Below are 22,876 nucleotides of genomic sequence, written 5' to 3'. Positions count from 1 at the left end.
ATGAAGAAAGAGTCTAAAATTTATGTCGCTGGTCATAGAGGTTTAGTTGGAAGTGCCATCTTCGAAAACCTTCAAGCCAAAGGCTATACTAATATTGTTACCCGAACCCATAGGGAATTAGATCTTACAAAGGCTTCTGATGTGGCATCTTTTTTTGAAACTGAACAACCTGAATATGTATTTTTAGCGGCTGCCAAAGTTGGAGGAATCGTCGCCAATAATACCTACAGAGCTGATTTCATTTACGACAATATGATGATTCAGAATAATGTGATTCATCACAGTTATTTGCATCAGGTTAAAAAACTGCTTTTTTTGGGAAGCACTTGTATATATCCAAAAAATGCACCTCAACCGATGAAAGAGGAGTATCTTCTAACCGATCCGTTGGAATATACCAATGAGCCTTATGCCATTGCTAAGATTGCAGGCATCAAAATGTGTGAGAGTTATAATTTGCAGTATGGCACTAATTTCATTTCTGTAATGCCTACCAATCTGTATGGACCGAATGATAATTTTGATTTGGAAAAATCACATGTTTTACCTGCGCTTATTAGAAAAATCCATTTAGCAAAACTGTTGTCCGAAGGACAATATGACGCCATCTTAAAAGATACAGGTTTGGCTTCTATTGAGGAAGCAAAAGACTATTTATCATCATTTGGAGTGAATGCCTCAAATGTTGAGATTTGGGGAACTGGCAATCCGAGACGAGAATTTCTTTGGTCAAAGGACATGGCTGATGCCTGTGTGTTTTTGATGGAAAACAGGGATTTTAAGGACACGTTTTCAGAAGGACAAAAAGAGATTCGAAATACGCATATCAATATTGGAACAGGTGAGGATATCTCAATATCTGAATTGGCAGAAACCATCAAGTCCATTATCGGATTTAAAGGAGAATTCGTTTACAATTCTGACAAACCAGATGGCACCTTTAGAAAGTTGACCGATGTTTCAAAGCTTCATGACTTGGGCTGGAAACATAGTATGAGTCTCGAAAATGGTATTCAACAGATGTATGATTGGTATTTGAGTCGCTGATTTTCTACAATGTTAGGATAAAAGAAATAGAATAAAATGCTATTCAACTCAATTGATTTTGCAATTTTCTTACCAATAGTTTTTATACTCTATTGGTTTGTGACTAATAAGAGCTTAAAGTTGCAGAACTTGCTTATTGTTTTGGCAAGTTATGTTTTTTATGGCTGGTGGGATTGGAGGTTTTTATCTTTGATTGTTTTTAGTACGCTTGTCGATTATTCGGTTGGACGTAAACTGAAAGTTGAAGAAAATAAACGCAATCGTAAAATCCTTTTATGGGTTAGTATTTTAGTAAACCTTGGCTTTTTAGGCTTCTTTAAGTATTATAATTTTTTCCTTGATAATTTCGTTACCGCATTTTCGTTTTTTGGAACCGAAATAAAAGCCAGCTCCTTAAATATAATTTTACCTGTTGGTATTAGCTTTTATACGTTTCAAACGTTGAGCTATACCATCGATGTTTATAAGAAAAAACTAGAACCAACAAAAGACATCATCGCTTTTTCAGCTTTTGTTAGTTTTTTTCCTCAATTGGTTGCTGGACCCATAGAACGAGCGACCAATTTACTGCCTCAATTTTACAAGAAAAGAACATTTGATTACTCAAAGGCAGTTGATGGCATGCGACAAATACTTTGGGGTTTGTTTAAAAAAGTGGTCATTGCAGATAACTGTGCTGAGTTTGCTAATCAAATTTTTAATAATTCTTCAGAAATGAATGGTAGTACCTTAGTTTTAGGTGCTATTTTTTTTACATTTCAGATTTATGGTGACTTTTCAGGATATTCAGATATTGCCATAGGAACTTCAAGGCTTTTCGGTTTTAACCTCATGCAAAACTTTGCGTTTCCATACTTTTCAAGAGACATAGCAGAGTTCTGGAGGCGTTGGCACATTTCACTTTCCACTTGGTTTAGAGATTATTTGTACATCCCTTTAGGTGGCAGTCGTGGTGGTACTTTGATGAAAGTTAAAAATACCTTTATTATTTTTATTGTAAGTGGGTTTTGGCATGGAGCAAATTGGACTTTCATTGTTTGGGGAGCATTAAATGCCATTTACTTTTTACCACTTTTGCTAACAAATAATAATAGACGAAATTTGGAAGTGGTATCTCAAGGTAATATACTGCCAAGTGCTAAAGAATTCCTGATGATGTTTGTAACCTTTGTGTTAACCATATTTGCATGGATATTTTTTAGAGCAGAAAATATAGGCCATGCCTTCGATTATATTTCAGGCATTTTATCGAACTCTTTATTTGAATTTCCAAATTTTTCAGGGTTGCATGCAGCTATTTCAACAATTGTTTTAATGGGAATATTCGTTTTAGTTGAATGGAGCGGTAGAGAACATCAATATGCCATTGAAAATTTAGGATTGAAATGGAAGCGACCACTGAGGTATGCCATGTACTATTTGATCATTATTTTGATATTTTGGTTTGGTGGAAAAGAACAGCAGTTCATATATTTTCAATTTTAAAATTAGATGAAAAGATTCATAAGAAAAATAGTGTTATTCCCAATAGGCTTGTTGTTAGCTTATGGGATTTTATATGTTTCTTATGATTCGTATTTAAATCATTCTTTTTCTAACAAAGATTCAATTTTTATTTGGGGAGACTCCCAAGCCTATCAAGGTGTAGATTTAAAAGCTTTGTCTCAAGTTACAAGGAAAAAGGTATACTCTTCTGCACATCATGGAGCAGGTGTGTATGATTTTTTAAATTTTGTTGATCAAGTTCCTGAGGATTCAGAATTAATTATTTCCATTTCAAAACTATCACAAATAAGAAGAAAAGATAAGGACTACAACCGAACGGGTTTATCCTTTTGGGCTTTAAACCAATTGTATGGACATGATTATTCGTTTAATGATGTCTTTTCTATTTTCAAATTAAACATCAAACCTAAGCGCAATATTCTTGAGTCGACTAAATTATACGCTTACTCAGATTCGATGCAAGAAGGTCTTCCCTTATCGCATTTCGAGAGCTATTACGAAGAAATTCCAGAATTTTTAGATGAAAAACAAGACCTATATTTAATTGGTGTTCAGAAATTAATTGATAAGAATTGTAAAATTACTTTTTTGGAACTACCCTTTCAGAAGCAATTGAAGGCTATTGAAAACCGATCTCCTATCAAAGGAGAAACAGAAGCTTTTGTAAATCAAATAAGCAGATTGTTCAAAACATTTGAAAAGGATACGATCAGGCTCGATAAAACTAAAAATATTTTTAATGATTACTCACACTTAAATCTTATTGGTGCTAAGGATTTATCATTAAAACTTGGTGAGAATTTGTTAAAGAATAAAAATACAACGCTGTATATTGCGCAATAGTTTTTTATGATATGAAATCTTTGTTAATGAAATTTCTAAATAGAGCCTAACCAATAGAAACCTTATGTTCAACAAACTAAAAAAGTATCTATTTAAAGGGCATCAGCGCGATAAGCAGATCAAGAAAAACATTCTGTTTTCTTACGGATTCAAAGGTGTTGAGATTGCTCTAGGTTTTCTTTTGGTGCCACTGGTCTTAAGTTACTTAAACGAAGAACAATATGGTGTTTGGTTGTTGTTGTTTTCCCTAACGGCTTATTTTAGTTTTATGGATGTAGGCTTAAGTCATGGTCTGCGTAATAAGTTTGCCGAAGCAAAGGCCAAAAACGAAATAGAGAAACTACGATACTACGTGAGTACGACCTATGCCTTATTGATTATGGTTGGCGTTGGTTTTTTCTTGATTTTTCTCATCTTAAATTCATTTCTGAATTGGGAACGAATATTGAACACAACGGTCATTCAAAATGAGGATTTATCCATTTTAGCACTGTTCGTTTTCGGAGCCTTTTCGTTACAGTTCATTTTCAAGATCATTATCACGATTCTAACAGCAGACCAAAGACCTTCAATTATCAACCTACAAGCTTTTTTGATTAAATGCCTACAAGTGGTTGCTATTCTCCTTTTGTTGCAATTCACTGAAGGATCCTTATTGTTACTTGGAGCGACATTCAGTATGATACCAATTGTTAGTTTGGTTGGCTTGACTGTGTACTATTTCAGTAAAGATTATAGGTATATTATTCCTAAAAGGAGTTATGTTGATTTTTCTTATTTAAAGGATTTGATGAATGTTGGCATTAAGTTCTTTATCATAACCATTGCTGCAATCATTTTATTTTCAACAGATAACTTGATTATTACACAGCTATATGGTCCTGAGCAAGTAACACCATACCAGCTTGCCCATAAGTACTTTGGCATGTCCTTGATGTTGTTTACTATTATTGTTCAACCACTTTGGTCGGCAGTGACTGATGCTTATCATAAAGATGATCTGTCTTGGATTAAAAAGACCATGAAAAAAATGACTAAAATATGGATGTTATTCGCTTTGGGTTCATTACTCATGTTAGCAATCTCTCCATATTTTTTTAAATTGTGGTTGGGAGATAAGGTTGTTATTCCATTTATGTTATCGATCTTTTGGTGTTTGTTTATTGTAATTCAGTCGTATAATTTAATTTACACGTACTTTATAAATGGCGTAGGCAAATTAAAAGTGCAATTGTATATCACAGGGTTTTCAATAATCTTTAATATTCCTGCTTCAATTTTTTTAGCAAAAACGCTTAACATGGGTGTTTCAGGAGTCATTACAGCAACAACCATTTCAATGCTGATAAGTGCAGTGGTAAAAACTATCCAATACAAGAAGATAATCAATCTAAGAGCTACTGGTGTATGGAACAAATAAAGAAAATAGTTGTCGATAAAATCATTTGGAACCTACCTTATGATATGCGCTATAACTATTTTAAAAATAAAAATCCGAAGGGCTTCAATGAAAAACAAGCCTTACGTAAAAAAGAGATTATTGGCGATGAGGTCTCTTTAAAAGGCTTTGACGATTTAAAATGTATCTTTGTGCATATACCAAAAGCTGCTGGAATTTCAATAAATAAAGCACTTTTTGGTAATTTGGGTGGTGCTCATACCAAATTGAAAGCCTATCAGTTGATTTTTAATAAGGAGGAATTTTACAGTTATTACAAGTTCACATTTGTTAGAAACCCTTGGGATCGATTGGTGTCGACCTACTTTTTTTTGAAAAAAGGTGGTTTACATGAAAAAGATAAGCAGTGGTTTGATGATAATTTGGCAAAATTTCAGAATTTTGAAGACTTTGTGGTCAATTGGTTAAATGAAGAGAATATTTATAAATGGATTCACTTCAATCCTCAATTTGAATTCATCACTGTAAACAACAAGGTTTTGGTAGATGATATTTACAAAATGGAAACGATTAATGAAGATATAAAAACATTAGCTTCAAAGCTTAATGTCGCTATCGATTTAAAGCACGAAAACCAAAACCCAAACAGACACCAAAAATACCGCGAATATTATTCGCCTAAAACAAAGGAAATCGTACGTTCAGTATACAAAAAAGATATAGAGCTTTTGGATTATCAATTTTAAAGGCATCAGCAAATTAAGATCGATACATGAAAATACTTTGGTTAACAAATAATCCGAGCTATGCCATTGAAAAGCTGTCTCCCGAAACCCAATCTGGTGGTTGGTTGAAAGCCTTAAATTATCACTTGGCAGAAAACCAAGATATCGAACTGAACGTTTGTTTTTACTGGTCTGTAGCTTTAGAGCCATTTGAATTCCATAACACCATGTATTATCCGGTTACAGAGGTGAAGCCTAAAAGTATGAAAGACAAATTGGTAGCCAAGGTCTCCGGAAGTCAAAACGATCATCTTAGTATTCAGAAAATAAAAGCAATCGTCGATAAAGTAAAGCCTGATCTCATTCATGTGCATGGTACCGAATTGAATCTAGGTTTGATTCAATTTGAAACGTCTGTGCCTGTTGTTATTTCCATACAAGGGATTCTAAGTCCGTATTATGAAAAGTATTTTTCTGGTATTCCTGAAGCAATTTTGAAAAAGACTAAAAAGAGCGGACTAAGCTTCAGCAAAGGAATCAATTCAGCATTTAGATTGAATGCCGTAAGAGAACGAAACATCCTTAAGTCTGCGCAGTTTATTATTGGTAGAACAGATTGGGACAAACGTATGACACGTTTGTTGGCACCAAATAGTCAGTATTTTGTAGGAAATGAGATTCTGCGTGAAGCATTCTACGACACTAAAAATATTTGGAAAAAAACAAGTTTTGAACAACCGTTAAAATTAATCACAACAACTGGAAATGTCGCTTACAAGGGATTTGAGCTGATTGTGAAAACAGCAACATTACTGCGTCAATATGATGTAGAGTTTGAATGGAGTGTTGTGGGCTTGAATGAAAACAATAGTATTCCAAAGGCTGTGGAGAATTGGCTGGAACCTAATTACAAAGAGATTGGAGTTCAATTCTTAGGAATTAAAAATGAAACAGAACTTGTAGCCCTCTTATTACAATCTGATATCTATTGCCAGGTAAGCCATATTGAAAACAGTCCGAATAGCTTATGTGAAGCCATGATGCTTGGGATGCCAATTGCAGCTACCAATGTTGGTGGAACCTCTTCAATGCTTGAAAACAACCATGAAGGTATTTTGGTACAAGAAGGAGAGCCTTATGATTTAGCAGGAGCCATTGTAGCGTTGCAAAATGATTTTGAAAAGGCTAAGGTTTATGGTGAAAATGCTCGAAAAACAGCATTGTTACGTCACGATCCTAAGAAGGTTGTTGATGAAATAACGAAAACCTATTATTCAATTCTAGAAAAATTATAAGATGCGATTTGTTCTAAGGAAAATACATAGTGTTCAAATAAAAGTCCGTCAGTTTTACGATAGCTTAGCAAATAAATTGATGCTTATTCGAGAAGGTGTCGCTATTCAGGAATATAAAATCAACGGAATTCTATTTGTAAAAAATAAAGGAAGCATCAATATCGGAAAAGGCTTTCGAGCAAATTCAGGAGTCGCTTACACGCCAATTGGAGGCGATTCGGTTATTAGATTAATAACTGACAACCATGCAGTTTTGGAAATCGGCAATAATGTAGGGATTTCAAATAGTACGATTTATTGTTCTAAATCCATCCGAATAGGGAATCACGTTCTCATAGGAAATAGCTGTAGAATTTGGGATACCAATTTCCATAGTATCGATCCAGAGGAACGATGCTTCAATGGTGATAATGATATTGTGAGTGCTCCTGTAGTTATTGAAGACAAGGTATTTATTGGAGGAGGAGCTACCATTCTTAAAGGGGTTACTATTGGTGAAAATTCTGTAATTGCAGCTGGAAGCGTGGTAACAAAATCAATTCCTTCAAATCAAATTTGGGGCGGAAATCCTGCCCAGTTCATCCGTAACTTATAAATTTATGACAGAGCCTCTAATATCAATCATTACCATTGTATTCAATAGAGAACGTACTATTGAAAAGGCCTTGCAAAGTGTGGTCAACCAAACCTATAAAAATGTTGAGTTCATTGTTATTGATGGTGCTTCAACAGATGGTTCGGTAGATATCATTAAAAAATACAGTGATCAAATCGATTTCTTTGAATCTAAAAAAGATAATGGCATGTATTACGCCTTAAATAGAGGTGTTGAAGTTGCTACAGGAGATTTGATAGGAATTTGTCATACTGATGATTGGTTGTATGACAACCATGTATTGGAAAAAGTAGCTCAAGCTTACACTGAACAAAAAGCCGATGTGTATTATGGAAGTATGTTCAAATTAGTAAATGATACCTTAACTTCTGAATTGGTCCCTATTATGGAATTGGAAGATAATCTCAAACAATTTTTTCATCCAGCAACCTTTATTACCAAGGAAGCTTACAATCGTTTAGGAGGTTATGATACGCAGTTTAGAAGTGCTTCAGATTATGAGTTGTTGCTCAGACTTAAAGTGAATGGTTGTAAGTTCCACCAATTACAATTTCCAGTTTGTGTCATGACGGTAGGAACCGATGATCGTGTGAGTCATAATTGCTACAGTCATAAGGAAGCTTACAATATCCATAAAATACATAAAACAGGAAATCATTTAAAATATGTTTATAGCTATTATAAATGTAGATTGATTAAGTTAGCTAAGAAAATCCTAAACCATGGCTAATCCTTTGTACAAATTGCGTGTGATTTTTAGAAATCGATTATTTAAATTTAAAGGAGCATTGTTGAAAATGTACTTGAAATTTAGTGGTTGTGAGGTGTCTGGTAGTATAAAGTGTAAGCAGTTTCCAAAGTTTAGAACACTTCCAAAGGGCAATATTAAGTTAGGAAAGAATGTCACCATTGGTTACCGAATTACCTTTGATGTTTCAAATTCTGGGAAGTTATCTATTGGTGATCAAACAACTTTAACCCAAGATATTATTATCAGTTCAAATGATAGTGTTGTCATAGGAAACAATGTGCTTGTCGCAGAACACGTAAGCATTCGTGATTCCGATCATGGAATTGATAAATCGAAACCTATCAACACACAAGAGTTGGTGTCCTTACCAGTTCAAATTAAGGATGATGTGTGGATTGGTGCTGGTGTTCGGATTTTAAAGGGGAGTTGCCTAAACAAAGGCTGTGTTATTGCAGCTAATAGTGTCGTGTTGTCAAAAAATATTACAACCGATTATGAGATTTATGGCGGCATTCCAATAAAAAAAATTGGAGAACGAAAAGTGACTTAACTTGAACAAAAAGCATCTACATATTTGTCATTCACTATCCTTTGGAGGCATTACGACCTTTGTGAAAGCCTTGGCAAACCTAAATACCAATTCGAATGCCAATCACCACATTTTAGTCTGGCAAAAGGAAGCCAAAGGTGAAAATGTTATTGATATCAGTAACGATAATGACCAACCAAAGAAGTTCAGGCAATTGGTTGATGGCTATGATCTTTTGTTTGTGCATTCGCTTAAATTATCTTTTTTACCAACATTGCTCAAACATAAATCCAGAGTGTTTTTATTTCAACACGGAATGACCTTCGGAAGTGGAATAAGGCGTATTTATAAGCAATGTGTTTATTTTTTTGTGATTAATGTTCTTGGGTTTAAAGTGGTTTGTTCTTCTAACTTTGCGAAACAAAAATTGAAAGCTCAAATAGGCGTGTTAAGGGATACGTCGGTAAAGATTATTCCTTTTGGTATTGATGGCGAACACCAGTCAGAAATCACACCAAGTCAAGAAACATTGCATCTCGGATTTGCTGGTCGTTTGGTAGCGCAAAAACGGATTCATCTGTTATTGGAAAGTTTGTCACAAATTAAATGTAAGTCTCTGGTTGTATTAAAGGTTGCAGGAACGGGTCAGTTACTGAATACACTTAAAAAGACAGTACAACAAATAAACAATAAAAATGTTGAGGTCAATTTTTTAGGAGAACTCAACTCCATGTCCGATTTTTATGCTAATATTGATGTTTTTGTTTTGCCATCTATAGGCGAATCTTATGGTTTGGTTGTTTTAGAGGCATTATTTCATAATGTTCCTGTTATTGTGTTTGAAGATACAGGTGCATGTGTTGATTTTGTAGTTCATGGTGAAAACGGCTATGTCGTGAAAAACGAAGCAGAGCTTAGTGAAACCTTATGTGAATTACAATCAGTTGAATTAAGGCAAAAACTGAAACGAAACATACAACAAATGGATTATTCTAAATATCATATTTCATCGACTAAATCTATTTTGGATGAATTATAATAGTACTATTAAGAGTGTACCTGCTTTCGGTGGAATTATTTCAAAAACTAAAAAACAATCTGACGATAATCCTTTGGTCAATCAGATTTATAATAATGAAAGTTTACAGCTTTTCACCTGTAATGCTCCAAAGGAAAATAACTACTATATACTTAATGAAGGCCATTTTCTGTGGTTTGGAGGAACAACAAAAACTTCAGAAATCCATTCTTTTGATATCTTCAAAAATGATGACAAATTCATACAACTGAAGTTCGATAAGGATAAGATCCAATTATTTACTGACCATTATTCTAAAATACCGCTTTTCTATATCCAAAATGATGATAGCTTTGTTTTTTCAAGTTCCCTTGAATTGCTACGTATTCTAAATCCAACAAAAACCTTAGAGTTTAGTGATGATGGACTATTATTTTACTACAATTTCGGATTTGCAGATTATAAAAACTTTTTGGTAAAAGGCGTGAATTCTGCTCCAGGCGGACAAGAATTAACCTACGCCATCCCAACAGGAAAATTAACCCAAATCACCTATCATAATATTTTTGATGTAAAGTCCTATGCCAATAATAGCAATACACTAAAGCAAAATGTAAAGCAAATTGATGAGGTGTTATTGAAAGCTACCAAGAAGACGCTTCAAGGTTTTAACTCGATAGGAATTGCTCTAAGTGGTGGTGTTGATTCTGGGTATTTAGCTCAAAAAATACATGAATGCAATCGAGATTTTAAGGCTTATACCTTAGGATTTAAAGACGACTACAACGAATTTGAACGGATTGATTATTTGTCAAATAAATTAGATTTTAAAGTTCAAAAAATACGTATTTCACCAGAAGATATCATTAACAACTATTTAGATGTTGTTGAGAGATCTAGCTTTCCTGTAGGATTCAATAATTCCATACTCAATATTATTTACAAAGAGGCAAATTCTGATGGAATTGAACTTATGTTTGATGGTGATGGTGCAGATCGTTTGTTTCTAGGAATGAACAAGTATGTGCAATTGCAAAAGATTCTACAGTTGTACAAGCGTTCAAAAAAGACAGGAATGCATAAGGTTATGGCTGCATTGCTGAATGGTATAGGTCATCCAACAACCAAGAAACTTAGTTTTTACTTTCAGAAATTCAACGAAGGCATCCCATTTTATGGTGAACGAAAATTAGCTAATAATCAGTCGTTCGTAAAAGCATACGAAGCTAAAATCAATGATATGGCTTTGCCAGAAGAATTGAAACTTATGAGTAACCGAATCGATGATTGGTTGTTCTTTTCACTTTTTAGTGTGTATTACACGCCAAGCTTTTTCTTTCATACGCCTTATGAATTACAATTGTGCCATAATATGGTTTCGAATCCTCAGTTTTGGTCTGATGATATGGTTGACTTAGCCTTGAGTATTCCGGTTGATCAAAAACTGCATAAGAAAACCACCAAAAAGGTATTAAGGGAAGCGGCAAAGTTAAAAATTGATGATGGTTATTGGAATTTGTCTAAAATTGGATTGCAAAACTCCTATCATTACATGAGAAATAGTCAAAAGGGAAGTACATTTATAAACGATCATATCTCGTCAATCAAGACCTCAGATATGTATGCTTGTCTGAAAGAACATGTTCCTCAAAAAGATATTGATGCTGAGCGTTTGCTCCCTTTCTACATTTGGAAGAAAACACTTTTTGATACCTGATGAAAAAACCAGAGAAATCAATCGTTATAAAAGTGCTTTGGCTGGCGCCAAATATGAATCATTATAAGCTGAGGTTTTTGAATCATCTTGCTTTAGAACCTGAGGTTGAGCTTACGGTACTATCGGGAACTGGACGTTCAAATATGGGCGACCAAGAGTTAAAAGACAGCACTAATTTTAAGCAAATCAATCTCGATGTACCTAAAAAGGATTTTGGGACTTCTAAATTGGTGAAAGGCAAACTGAAAGAACTGTTCAGTGATTTTGATTGGATCATGATTCCAGTTGAAAAAAAGAATGTGCCTTTGTTTCTTTTTGCCTTAAAACTAAAAAAGCAACACCAATCAGTACAATTGTTTTCGTATAACCATCCGATTCTTAAGTCTAAGCAAGGAAAAGTAACTCTAGTTGATAAATGGTTAACGCGATGGTTTTTTAAAAAGCTGGATCGTGTGGTCTTTTATACAAAACAAAGTCATGAATGGGCCGTTTCAGAACGTCTTATTGCTAAAGAGAAAGCATTTTGGGCCAACAATACTATTGATACTTCCGAAATTCAAAAACATCATACGTATCAATTGCCAAATGCAAATAAAATCAGCATTCTATTTATTGGTAGATTAATAGCGTCAAAACGAATTCCAGAACTGTTGGAGTATTATGCACGTTTGAAACAAGACATTCCGAATCTGGAACTGGATATTATTGGCGATGGACCAGAAAGTTACCTTGTAAAGGAGGCTTCTGAATTGGACACTAACATACATTGGCATGGTACCTTAATTGATGAAGAAAAGATTGCACCAATAATGCAAAGAGCTTCATTGGTATTTATACCAGGACATTCTGGACTTTCAGTTAATCATGCTTTTGCTTATGGAAGACCATATATTACTTTAGAAGGTCCAAGTCATGCTCCAGAAGTCGATTATATCGATCAAGCTGAAAATGGTTTTATGCTTCATGGTACTTTTGATGAAAATATCGAAGTCATAAAACATTTATTATTAGATAAAGATCAACTTAAACAATTTTGTGATTCTGCTAAAGAAAAAGGAAATTACCTCTCTGTAGAAAATTGGGTAAACCAAATGAAGTCAAGTCTATTAGATGAAGGATAAAGCACCAAAAATATTATTTATAGGTCCAACACCACCACCATATTCTGGCCCAGAATTAAGCATGCAGCAATTTTTGGAATCAGAGGTTTTAAATGCAGCTTTTGACATCAAATTCCTCAAAACCAATTTTAGGACAGATAACACCAAAAAGGGTAAATTTGACCTTTCGATGTTCAGCAATTTTTTTGTGTTTTTTTCGAAGCTTTTAAAACTATTGTTGACAAACAAAATACAATGTGTTTACTACCCAATCACACCTACTCAAATTGGATGGTTGGGACGAGATGTTTGGACAATCTTATGGAGTAAGCTGTTTGGTGCCAAAGTTATAATCCATTTAAGAGGCAGTCATTTTAAACTCAATTTTCAGCAATTTCACCCTTTAGCTAAACGCCTTGTTGGTTTTGCCTTAAAAAAAGTAGATACTGCGATTGTTCAAGCTAGATATCTTGATGACCAGTTTGAGCCTTATGTAAAAAAATCCAATATTGAAGTCTTGTATCAAGCCATGGATACTGAAGAGTTTTCAAATATTTATGATACAAGTGTTCAAGAAGGAAAGATTCTTGTCATGGGTCATATGACAAAAGCCAAGGGCTACACTGATATTTTAAAAATAATTCCTGACCTTTGCCAAGATTTTCCTAACGTAAAGTTTTATTTTGCAGGAAATATAAGAAAAGGAGAACGTGGTGTGTTTTTCAACCAATTCACTGGAGAAAAAATTGATTACGAAGATCCTTTTGAAGCTGAAGATGTTATTTTGAAATCAAAATACAATTCGAATTATAAAAACTTGGGAATCATCAGTGGAAAAGATAAAATGGAACAGATGCAGTCAACAGATATCTTTTTAACGGCCTCTTATTCTGAAGGGTTTTCAAGATCCTTGCTAGAAGCTATGGCCTTAGGAAAACCTGTGGTTTATACACCTGTTGGTGCACATCGAGAAGTTTTTGAAGATGGTGTTCACGGATTTTCTTTCATTCCTGGTCAGTTAGAAGATTTAAAAACCGCATTAAAAAAACTATTGTCAGATTCAGCAGTAAGAAAGAGAATTGGTGAAAACAATAGGAATAATGTGGTTGAAAATTTTTCGATTTCTAAAATTGCGAGTGATTTCAAACAGATAATAACCAATACCTTGGCATCATGAAAGTAATCATTAGAAAAATGGTGCATTACCTCGGGAATTTACTTCGGTTTTTCCAAATGTCTTTTTTAAGAGCTTCTGGTGCTAAAATTGGTAAGAATACTATGATTAGTTTAGGTGCTAAGATTGATGTTAGAAGAGGTAAGATTACTATTGGTGACCACTGTTTAATAACGCATGGATGTTATATTTTATCGCATGATGGTGCTGCTCATGTTATTGATCCTTCCGATAATGGAACGGGTTTTGTCACAATAGGAGATCATGTTTTTATTGGTGTTAATTCTGTCGTCATGCGTAATGTAACTATTGGGAATCATGCCATCATTGGTGCAGGTTCTGTAGTTAATAAAGACATCCCTGAAGGTGTTATTGCTGTAGGAAACCCAATCAAAATCATTAAGCAATTGGAGCCTCCTTACAGGCCATTACCAAAAAAACATACAAACGTCTCATGATTGTAATTCCTTTTATCATTTTCTTCGCAATGATCATTGCAAAGCTCCAAAAAGGAATGTTTGCCTGTTTGTTGGTTTTGGTAGCTACTAAATCGATTATCGATGCCTATTGGGAATTCAGAATTGGTCCATTGTCTTTTGTGTCTTTAGGAGGCATTGTAATCCCGTTATTGTTTTATCCCATAATTTACCAAAGAAAGATCATTCCAAAACGTTGGTCAAGAACTGCAAATATTCATACATTGGCGCTTTCTATGGGTATTATTTGGGCGGTTCTGGCAGAACCAATAAATTTTGTGGAATCCTTAATCTTGAATATCAATATTTATCTGGGATTCTTTATTATTCCTTTGTTGTTAACTGATCAGGAAAGATTGCGTCAGTTGTTAATGGCTATTATGATATGTGGTATTTTTCCAATAGCTGTCAGTATTTTTCAACTACAAACAGGTATTATTTTTAGGGAACGTGAAACGGTTGGTTTAATTCGTTATGTTGGATTTTATCACGATGCCTTTCCAGTACGGTTTTATGGTTTGATGACTTTATTGGCAATTTTGATGTACCAAACTATTTTTAAGACCAAAGATATTGTATTGAATGTTTTCATGTTGTTTTTAGCGGCTGGTGCTTTTGTATCAATCTATGCTGTTTTTAGTAAAGCTGCTGTTGCTATTTTTGGGTTGTGGGCTATGGTTTTATTGTTGTTTTCTAAATCAAAGACAAAACAAATTCTATCAATTGCAGTTGGGTTTGTAGGATTATTTTTGGTTTTTGGTGATGCATTGTCTAGTAATATCGAACAATTGTTCAGTAAAGAGGTGAGTTATCAATCGGGTGAGCTTAAGGATGCTAAAAACACATTAGGTGGTCGAGGCTATGTGTGGGAGCAATATTGGGAGTATTTTACATCCAAACAAAGCTTTTTCTTTCAATGGTTTGGCAATGGTTTGAATGTACCAATCCATAATGAATTTTTAAGGGTTTTGATGAAAAGTGGGATCATTGGATTCATATTCTTTATTGTATTTATGATTAAGAGTGTCGGGAACGTGTGGAGAGTTTACAAGAACATTAGAGTGTTTGCTATCATGCTTTTCGGAATGTATTTTATTGATTGTATCGGACTGGAACCTGGTAAGTATTATTATTACAATATCTTGGTTTGGGGTCTTTTCGGAACCCTATTGTTGAAGCCGCAATTATTTGTTGTCCAAAGTACACTTCCTAAATCTGTAATCGCTAAGCCTGCTGACTCAAAACAATAATTACTTCGAAAAAGACAAAATAAAAAGAATCCATAATCGGTTTTTCAAATATGAAAAAGAAGCGACTTTTAGATATTGATATTGCTATTGGACTCTCAATTATATTGGTTGTTTATGGCCATTTGCTATTTGATAGTTCATTTCCAGAATGGTATGTGAAATCTAGAGCGATTGTTTATAAGTTTCATATGCCTTTATTCATGTTTTTTTCAGGGTTTTTAATGGCATTGAGTTACAAACCGATTCATAACAAATCTGAATATTTCTCTTTTGTAAAGAAAAAGGCGGGCAAGTTTATTCCTGCTTATTTGCTCTTTTCAATCCTTTTTTTATTGTTAGAAACCTTGCATTCTGAGTTTTCCATGCAACAGCTCAAAGTCGATCTAAAAGATATATTATTGTCCCCTTCAAAAGCACCTGCTGGCTTTTTGTGGTACATATATATCTTATTGCAATACTATGTGGTTTTGCCTTTCATAATGTGGCTTTTAAATAAGCATTGGTCATTGATTTTAATTTTAGGAGTACTATTTTTCTTTATCGATTTTTCAAGTTTTCTAAATTTAGACTTGTTCTCGTACTACTTGATTTTCATTGTATTTGGTATTTTGGCTTATACCTATTTTGATCAATACTATAAGTTTATTGTCAAGTTTGGCTGGATATTCCTAATCGCATTTTTGGTTCAGATTTTCTTTAATGTAATAGAAGCCTCTAAAGCTATTCTAGGGATGCTATCAATTCCATCGGTTCATTTTGTGGCGATTCAATTAGAAAAAACCAAAATAGCGACGCAGTTAGGAAATATTGGGCGTTATACCTATTACATCTATTTGATGAATACCTTGGTTATGGGAATCATATATGTTGCCTTGAGTTCATTTTTTGAATTAAAGATTAACGTGTTGATAATAATAGTTCTATTTTTGTGCGGTATTTTTGTGCCGATTTACATATACAAATACATCATAAGGAAGGTTCCGATTTTAAATAAAATTATTCCATAAAAAAATACTTATAATGCAACAACTGACTCAAAAACTTGGTTCTGGTGACATGGTTATTCAAGAGGTGCCTTATCCTCAGTTGGGTAAAGGGATGGTGATAGTAAAAAATCATTATTCTATCATTAGTGCTGGTACTGAGGGCTCTACTGTCGTAGCGGCTAGAAAAAGTTTGATTGGTAAAGCAAAAGAACGACCACAACAAGTGAAACAGGTGATTGATACGCTTAAAAAGCAAGGACCTGTTCAGACATACAGAGCTGTAATGAAGAAGTTGGATGCGTATTCTCCTTTGGGATACAGTTGTGCTGGTGAGGTTATTGAGGTTGGTGAAGGTGTTACCGAATTTGAAGTTGGTGATAAAGTGGCTTGCGCTGGTGCTGGTTATGCAAATCACGCTGAAATAGTTGCTGTGCCCATTAACCTATGTGTTAAATTAAATGCAGATTCAAATCTGAAAGATGCTGCCTATAATACTTTAGGTGCTATTTCAATGCAAGGTGTTCGCCAAGCAGATTTACGTTTAGGTGAATCCTGTGTAGTAATTGGTCTAGGTTTGCTCGGACAATTAGCTGCATTGATTTTAAAGGCTTCAGGTGTAAACGTTATTGGCGTTGATGTATCTGATGCTGCTGTGAAACAAGCTATAGATAATCAAGTGGTCGATTTAGGGCTCACGAGATCTGCTGCTGGTATTGATGAGCAAATCTTAAATGCGACTGGTGGTCATGGTGCCGATGCTGTTATTATAGCCGCTGCAACTTCAAGTTTAGATCCAATTAATTTTGCTGGAAGTATCGCGCGTAAAAAAGGAAAAGTTGTCGTTCTTGGTGCTGTTCCTACAGGTTTTGATAGAGATCCGCATTGGTATCGAAAGGAATTGGAATTGAAAATGGCCTGTTCTTATGGTCCAGGACGATATGATTTGAATTATGAGGAAAAAGGAATCGATTATCCTTTACCTTATGTGCGTTGGACTGAAAAACGAAATATGGAAGCATTCCAACATTTGATTGCTTCCAATAAGATAGACATTGGTTATTTAACGACTCACGAATTTGATTTTGAAAATGCTAAGGATGCATTTGATTTGGTAGTTTCCAAATCTGAACCATTCACAGGCATTGCTTTAAAGTACAACTTAAACAATTCGATTACTAAGGAAAAAATTGTCACAGCTGAAGGTTCCAAACTGGGAAAAATAAATATCTCATTTATTGGTGCTGGTAGTTATGCTCAAGGGAATCTTTTGCCAAATATTCCTGAAACCTCAAATATCGGTAGAGTAGGTGTGCTAACCAATACAGGAACAACTTCAAAACGTGTGGCCGAAAAGTTTAAGTTTCAATTTTGCGCAACACAAGAAGAGGATGTTCTAAATGACAATACTAACACCTTATTTGTGGCAACACGTCATGATTCACATGGACCATACGTTTTAAAAGGTTTAGAGAATAATAAGCATGTGTTTGTTGAGAAACCTTTGTGTTTAAAGGAAGAAGAGCTTGACGCGATAATCAATGCCAGATCAGCTGCAAACACTCAGGTAATGGTTGGTTTCAATAGACGTTTTTCACCATTAACTACTAAATTGAAGAAAGCACTTGGTAATAATCCTATGACCATGATCTATAGAATCAATGCAGGAGCAATTCCTAAAGACAATTGGATTCAAGATATGGAAATTGGTGGAGGACGCGTGCTTGGAGAAGTTTGCCATTTTATTGATTACCTAACGTATCTAAATGGAAGTCTACCAACAAAAATCTCTGCATCAGCACTACCTGATGCCAACCAACTTAATGATACGCTTAACATATTGATTCAGTTTGAAAATGGATCATCTGGAGTTATTGGCTATTATGCTAATGGTTCAAAGGCATTAACCAAAGAATATGTTGAGGTCTTTTCCGCAGGAATGTCAGCAACGCTACATGACTTTAAAATGTTGAAAATCTTTGGTAAAGGAAAACCTAAAAAACATAAACTGCTAAATCAGAATAAAGGTCAAAAGGAAATGGTAAATGCTTTTTTAGACGGACTTCTTAAAGAGGGTCAGCTTGCTATACCATTTGAGGATATTGTAGCTGTTACCAAAGCATCCTTTAAAGTTTTAGAATCGATTAAAAGTGGAGGAGCGCAAATTGACATCTAAAATAAAAGATAGTTTTTTAAAGCTCAAAGCCTATTGTGAAGATCAAGACTTTAAGGGTTGGGATCCTTATGACGGATTGAACTCAAAGGTGTTTCAAGCCTTACCATTGAAACATTGGGACTTGGCCAGATTAGCTTGGATACAAGGATTTAAAAGAAGTCCGATAAACTTGAGAAAGGTATTGTTGGTACCGAAAGAACACAATCCCAAAGGAGTTGCTTTATTTCTTTTAGGATATTGTAGATTGTACCAATTGGCTGAACAAGGCAATGAGGATTTTGGCACTAAAGCTGAATTATTACAAAAGATAAAGGAAATTACCAATCTTCTTTTAAGTTTGAGAAGTAAAGGATATGCTGGTTCTGCTTGGGGTTATAATTTTGATTGGCAAGCCAGACGCTTGTTTTTGTTTCCGAAATTTACGCCAACTGTTGTTGCTACCTGTTTTTGTGTTGAAGCTTTAATTGAAAGCTATAACATCACTAAGGACAATGCTGTTCTTAATGAAATCTTATCAGCTGCAGACTTTGTACTAAACGATTTGTCAAGAACACCTCATGGCAATGGAATTATTTTTTCTTACAGTGTAAAAGATGGAAATAATACGGTTATCAACGCTTCACTGCTAGGTGCAAAAATCTTAAGCTATTCTTACAAATACACAAAAAATGAAGCGCATGCCGCATTGGCTAAAAAAGCAATTATTGCCGCTTGTGAATTGCAGGAAGAGGATGGTTCGTGGATTTACGGTTTATTACCTATTCAATCTTGGAAAGACAGTTTTCATACAGGTTTTAACTTAGATGCGATACAGACCTATCAAGATAATACCAATGATTCAAGTTTTCAAGATTGTATTGAAAAGGGCACTAATTATTACATTGATCATTTTTTTGAAGCCAATGGAATGCCGAAATATTACCACAATAAAACCTATCCAATAGATATCCATTGTCCTGCACAGGTAATAGTTACTTTGTCAAAACTCAATAAATTTCAGGAAAATAAAGAGTTGTTGTCTAAGGTTTTGGATTGGACGATAGATCATATGCAAGACAAAAAGGGATATTTTTATTATCAGTTAAAGAAAGGAATCAGTTCCAAAATATCTTATATGCGTTGGAGCAATGCCTTTATGTTTAATGCAATGGCTCATTTTCTGTTAGAGAACAAATCACAGTCTTATGGAAGCTAAGTCTTTAAATGGAGTTACTACCTTTGCTCCAACATCGAGAGAAGAATTGATGCAATATGCTTTTGATCATCAAAAGATATTAGTGGCTGTTAATGCAGAAAAAATCTTACATGCCACAGATGAAAGTCGCTCACTTATCAACAGAAATTTGGGATATCCTGATGGTATTGGAGCTGTTTGGGCACTTAAAAAAAAGGGAATTAAAAATGTGGTCAAGATACCTGGTTGTGAGCTGTGGTTAGATATTGTAGAACGTTACCATAAAACCAAATCATTTTATTTGGTTGGTGGTAAACAAGAAATTATCGAGGCCACTATTCAAAAGCTTAAAAAAGAATTTCAGGACATTCAGATTTGCAATTACAGAAATGGTTACATCAAATCTGAAGTAGAAGAATTAGAATTAATAGAGGATATAAAGGCCAAAAAACCTGATGTGGTCTTTATTGCGATGGGTTCACCTAAACAGGAATTGTTAATGGAGAAACTTCAAAAATCCCATCAAGCAGTTTATCAAGGTTTAGGAGGTAGTTTTGACGTGTATACAGGTAATGTCAAACGTGCTCCAAAATGGTGGGTGAAAAATAATCTAGAATGGGCTTACAGGTTAATCAACCAGCCATCAAGAATTAAACGTCAAATCCACTTAGTAGGTTTTTTTGTTAATTTGCACCTTAATCGTTATTAATTATCACTTAAGAATTTTATATGTATAACATCACAATAATTGCTGGAGCTAGACCAAATTTCATGAAGATAGCACCTATCATCCATGCTATTCAAAATGCTAAGGATGAAGGATTTTCTATTGATTTCCGATTGGTACATACAGGTCAGCACTATGATAAAAACATGTCTGGAAGTTTTTTCGAACAGTTGGAAATTCCTGAGCCACATGTTAACTTAGAGTGTAGTGGTGGCACACATGCCCAACAAACAGCAAATATTATGGTGGCATTTGAACAGGATTTGATGGATCATCCAGCAGATTTAGTGTTGGTCGTAGGAGATGTGACATCAACCATGGCTTGTGCATTGGTAGCTCAAAAATTACATACAAAAGTGGCTCATGTTGAAGGCGGAATTCGTTCTGATGATTGGACCATGCCAGAAGAAATCAACCGTTTGGTAACCGATAGTATCACAAATTACTTTTTTACCACATCTGAAACGGCCAATAAAAATTTAAAGCAAAGTGGCGTTCATGAAAATCAGATATTTTTTGTTGGAAATACTATGATTGATACTTTGCTTAAACAAAGACCAAACTTTATGCAACCTGCAATATGGTTTGAGATCGGACTTTCCAAAAGAAGTTATATCGTAATGACACTTCATAGACCTGCTAATGTAGATGAAGAAACACAATTGAAGGATATGATTGATGAAATCATTTCACATACTCAAGATTTGCCATTGGTATTTCCAGTGCATCCTAGAACAGCCAAAATTTTAGAGCGACTTAATATTTCGCATCCAAGACTTCATACTGTAGCTCCTTTAAGTTATTTAGAATTTAATTATTTGGTAGAACGTGCTAAAGCCGTTATAACAGATTCTGGAGGTATCACCGAAGAAGCCTCTGTTATGAGAGTGCCATGCCTAACCTTGCGAGATAATACCGAACGTCCTGAGACTATTGATTTAGGTACTAATGAATTGGTAGGTACAAACCCTAAAAATATCCAACCGTTTCTAGATAAATTATTTGCCAATCAATGGAAAAAAGGACAGGACATTCCATTGTGGGATGGAAAAACTGCGCTGCGTATTGTTGATAGTCTAAAAGGCGTGTTATCTAAAGGTTAATGGATCAACAATTATCTGTTACCATCTCTTATTTCCTTATTATTTACAATGCTTAATTATAAATTTGTATCTTGCAAAGCTATTAATCTTAATTACATATGATTTAATCATATCCTTATCTAATACTTATGATTAAAACATTACTTGAAAACTTTAATCCTGAAGTCAATCCCTTTATCTGGTTTGTCTGCGCTTTTACATTAGCTTTTCTAATTGCCTTTCAGACTTTTCCAACTATTTTATATGTTGCTAAGGAAAAACATCTTATGGATGAACCTGATAGTAGGAGCATGCACTCCAATAAGATTCCTACCTTAGGAGGTATAGGCATATTTGTGAGTTTGGTAGTTGTTATGACTTTGATTGGAGCTTGGTTGAATACCAAAGTCTTGTTGCTTGTCATGGGTGGACTTACAATTCTCTTTTTTCTCGGTTTAAAAGATGATTTAACAGTCTTATCTGCTCGAAAGAAATTTATTGGCCAGTTGTTGGCTGCGTTGTTATTGATTGTCTTTACAGATACGCGAATTATAGGATTTTCAAAAATATTTGGTATCGATGAATTGCCTTATTGGATATCAGTCGGTTTTACGTTATTTGTTTATATTTTAATCATTAATGCCTATAATCTAATCGACGGTATTGATGGTTTGGCCGGAAGTATTGCTCTTATGCTAGGAGCTGTTTTTACCATTTTGTTTTATCAGTCTGGAGCTTTGAGCTTAGCGACAATTTCTGTGGCTCTAATGGGTGCTTTAATTGCCTTCTTGAGATTGAATTTCTCTTCAAAAAACAAAATTTTTATGGGAGATACAGGTTCGATGATTGTAGGGTTTTTAATTGCATTTTTTACGGTAAGTTTCATTTCGCAATCTCAAACCAATGTTGATTCTCAGTTTTTCAGCGCATCTCCAGCATTGGCGTTTGCTATGTTGTTTTTTCCTTTGATGGATACCTTGAGAATCTTTTTTATTCGTGTGGTCATTTTGAAAAAGAGTCCGTTTAAAGCCGATAAAAACCATATTCACCATAGGTTTGTTCAGGCAGGATATTCGCATATACAAACTACATTTGCAATTGTTTTAATAAATGCAATTATTATCATAATAGCGTTTAATCTACTACACCTAAACTTAAATACCCAAATAGGATTGTTGCTGGTTTTTGGCTCATTGCTTTACTGTTTGCCGTTTGCTGTAAAAAAAGCATTTCGCAAAGTAGGAAAAAGTGTCAAGGTTTAATATTCTCATCATATACTTTCCTTTGT

Annotated in this window: 21 protein-coding genes; all 21 read left to right on the top strand. The window is 34.5% G+C overall.

The features are described 5' to 3' along the window. On the top strand, nucleotides 1-1,047 hold the full coding sequence (locus AB9K26_RS03695) for a GDP-L-fucose synthase family protein (RefSeq protein ID WP_369971190.1): 1,047 nt from the start codon (nucleotides 1-3) through the stop codon (nucleotides 1,045-1,047). Nucleotides 1,048-1,083: 36 nt separating this feature from the next. After that, complete coding sequence (locus AB9K26_RS03690) at nucleotides 1,084-2,532, top strand: MBOAT family protein (RefSeq protein WP_369971189.1); 1,449 nt, start codon at nucleotides 1,084-1,086, stop codon at nucleotides 2,530-2,532. A gap of 6 nt (nucleotides 2,533-2,538) precedes the next feature. Continuing rightward, a complete protein-coding gene (locus AB9K26_RS03685) occupies nucleotides 2,539-3,396 on the top strand; it encodes a hypothetical protein (protein ID WP_369971188.1) in 858 nt (285 codons plus the stop codon). A gap of 64 nt (nucleotides 3,397-3,460) precedes the next feature. Beyond that, nucleotides 3,461-4,816 carry a lipopolysaccharide biosynthesis protein gene (locus AB9K26_RS03680; RefSeq protein WP_369971187.1) on the top strand — a complete coding sequence of 452 codons (1,356 nt, stop codon included), beginning with the start codon at nucleotides 3,461-3,463 and terminating at the stop codon, nucleotides 4,814-4,816. After that, the gene (locus tag AB9K26_RS03675; RefSeq protein WP_369971186.1) at nucleotides 4,804-5,541 is read left to right on the top strand and encodes a sulfotransferase family 2 domain-containing protein; all 738 of its coding nucleotides are present in this window, start codon (nucleotides 4,804-4,806) and stop codon (nucleotides 5,539-5,541) included. The genes AB9K26_RS03680 and AB9K26_RS03675 overlap by 13 nt, the downstream gene beginning before the upstream one ends. 26 nt (nucleotides 5,542-5,567) lie before the next feature. Continuing rightward, a complete protein-coding gene (locus tag AB9K26_RS03670; protein WP_369971185.1) occupies nucleotides 5,568-6,815 on the top strand; it encodes a glycosyltransferase family 4 protein in 1,248 nt (415 codons plus the stop codon). Between the two features lies 1 nt (nucleotide 6,816). Next, the gene (locus tag AB9K26_RS03665; protein WP_369971184.1) at nucleotides 6,817-7,410 is read left to right on the top strand and encodes an acyltransferase; all 594 of its coding nucleotides are present in this window, start codon (nucleotides 6,817-6,819) and stop codon (nucleotides 7,408-7,410) included. 4 nt (nucleotides 7,411-7,414) lie between these two features. After that, entirely contained in the window at nucleotides 7,415-8,161 is a 747-nt protein-coding gene (locus AB9K26_RS03660) for a glycosyltransferase family 2 protein (protein WP_369971183.1), read from the top strand. Then, nucleotides 8,154-8,732: a hypothetical protein gene (locus tag AB9K26_RS03655; protein ID WP_369971182.1), complete on the top strand. Its 579-nt coding sequence runs from the start codon at nucleotides 8,154-8,156 to the stop codon at nucleotides 8,730-8,732. Before AB9K26_RS03660 ends, AB9K26_RS03655 begins: the two co-directional genes overlap by 8 nt. A 1-nt stretch (nucleotide 8,733) precedes the next feature. Continuing rightward, nucleotides 8,734-9,750 (top strand): glycosyltransferase family 4 protein, encoded by a 1,017-nt coding sequence (locus AB9K26_RS03650; protein ID WP_369971181.1) that lies wholly within the window; start codon nucleotides 8,734-8,736, stop codon nucleotides 9,748-9,750. Beyond that, nucleotides 9,740-11,446, top strand: a complete 1,707-nt coding sequence (locus tag AB9K26_RS03645) for an asparagine synthase-related protein (protein ID WP_369971180.1) — start codon at nucleotides 9,740-9,742, stop codon at nucleotides 11,444-11,446. The genes AB9K26_RS03650 and AB9K26_RS03645 overlap by 11 nt, the downstream gene beginning before the upstream one ends. A 53-nt stretch (nucleotides 11,447-11,499) precedes the next feature. After that, on the top strand, nucleotides 11,500-12,567 hold the full coding sequence (locus AB9K26_RS03640) for a glycosyltransferase family 4 protein (RefSeq protein ID WP_369971179.1): 1,068 nt from the start codon (nucleotides 11,500-11,502) through the stop codon (nucleotides 12,565-12,567). After that, nucleotides 12,557-13,723: a glycosyltransferase family 4 protein gene (locus tag AB9K26_RS03635; RefSeq protein ID WP_369971178.1), complete on the top strand. Its 1,167-nt coding sequence runs from the start codon at nucleotides 12,557-12,559 to the stop codon at nucleotides 13,721-13,723. The genes AB9K26_RS03640 and AB9K26_RS03635 overlap by 11 nt, the downstream gene beginning before the upstream one ends. Further along, the gene (locus AB9K26_RS03630; protein ID WP_369971177.1) at nucleotides 13,720-14,178 is read left to right on the top strand and encodes a DapH/DapD/GlmU-related protein; all 459 of its coding nucleotides are present in this window, start codon (nucleotides 13,720-13,722) and stop codon (nucleotides 14,176-14,178) included. Before AB9K26_RS03635 ends, AB9K26_RS03630 begins: the two co-directional genes overlap by 4 nt. Further along, nucleotides 14,175-15,446, top strand: a complete 1,272-nt coding sequence (locus AB9K26_RS03625; RefSeq protein WP_369971176.1) for a hypothetical protein — start codon at nucleotides 14,175-14,177, stop codon at nucleotides 15,444-15,446. The genes AB9K26_RS03630 and AB9K26_RS03625 overlap by 4 nt, the downstream gene beginning before the upstream one ends. 50 nt (nucleotides 15,447-15,496) lie before the next feature. Further along, nucleotides 15,497-16,453, top strand: coding sequence for an acyltransferase family protein (locus tag AB9K26_RS03620; protein WP_369971175.1), 957 nt, complete (start codon nucleotides 15,497-15,499; stop codon nucleotides 16,451-16,453). Nucleotides 16,454-16,466: 13 nt separating this feature from the next. Beyond that, the gene (locus AB9K26_RS03615) at nucleotides 16,467-18,605 is read left to right on the top strand and encodes a Gfo/Idh/MocA family oxidoreductase (protein ID WP_369971174.1); all 2,139 of its coding nucleotides are present in this window, start codon (nucleotides 16,467-16,469) and stop codon (nucleotides 18,603-18,605) included. Beyond that, on the top strand, nucleotides 18,595-19,800 hold the full coding sequence (locus tag AB9K26_RS03610) for a delta-aminolevulinic acid dehydratase (protein WP_369971173.1): 1,206 nt from the start codon (nucleotides 18,595-18,597) through the stop codon (nucleotides 19,798-19,800). Before AB9K26_RS03615 ends, AB9K26_RS03610 begins: the two co-directional genes overlap by 11 nt. Further along, complete coding sequence (locus AB9K26_RS03605) at nucleotides 19,790-20,488, top strand: WecB/TagA/CpsF family glycosyltransferase (protein ID WP_369971172.1); 699 nt, start codon at nucleotides 19,790-19,792, stop codon at nucleotides 20,486-20,488. Before AB9K26_RS03610 ends, AB9K26_RS03605 begins: the two co-directional genes overlap by 11 nt. A gap of 20 nt (nucleotides 20,489-20,508) precedes the next feature. Continuing rightward, nucleotides 20,509-21,609: a non-hydrolyzing UDP-N-acetylglucosamine 2-epimerase gene (gene wecB, locus AB9K26_RS03600; protein WP_369971171.1), complete on the top strand. Its 1,101-nt coding sequence runs from the start codon at nucleotides 20,509-20,511 to the stop codon at nucleotides 21,607-21,609. A 128-nt stretch (nucleotides 21,610-21,737) separates the two neighbouring features. Beyond that, nucleotides 21,738-22,850, top strand: a complete 1,113-nt coding sequence (locus tag AB9K26_RS03595; protein ID WP_369971170.1) for an MraY family glycosyltransferase — start codon at nucleotides 21,738-21,740, stop codon at nucleotides 22,848-22,850. The last annotated feature ends 26 nt before the right edge of the window (nucleotides 22,851-22,876 follow it).

The organism is Psychroserpens sp. XS_ASV72 (assembly GCF_041224425.1).
Lineage (GTDB): Bacteria > Bacteroidota > Bacteroidia > Flavobacteriales > Flavobacteriaceae > Psychroserpens.
This window is presented reverse-complemented; position numbering and strand designations above follow the sequence as displayed.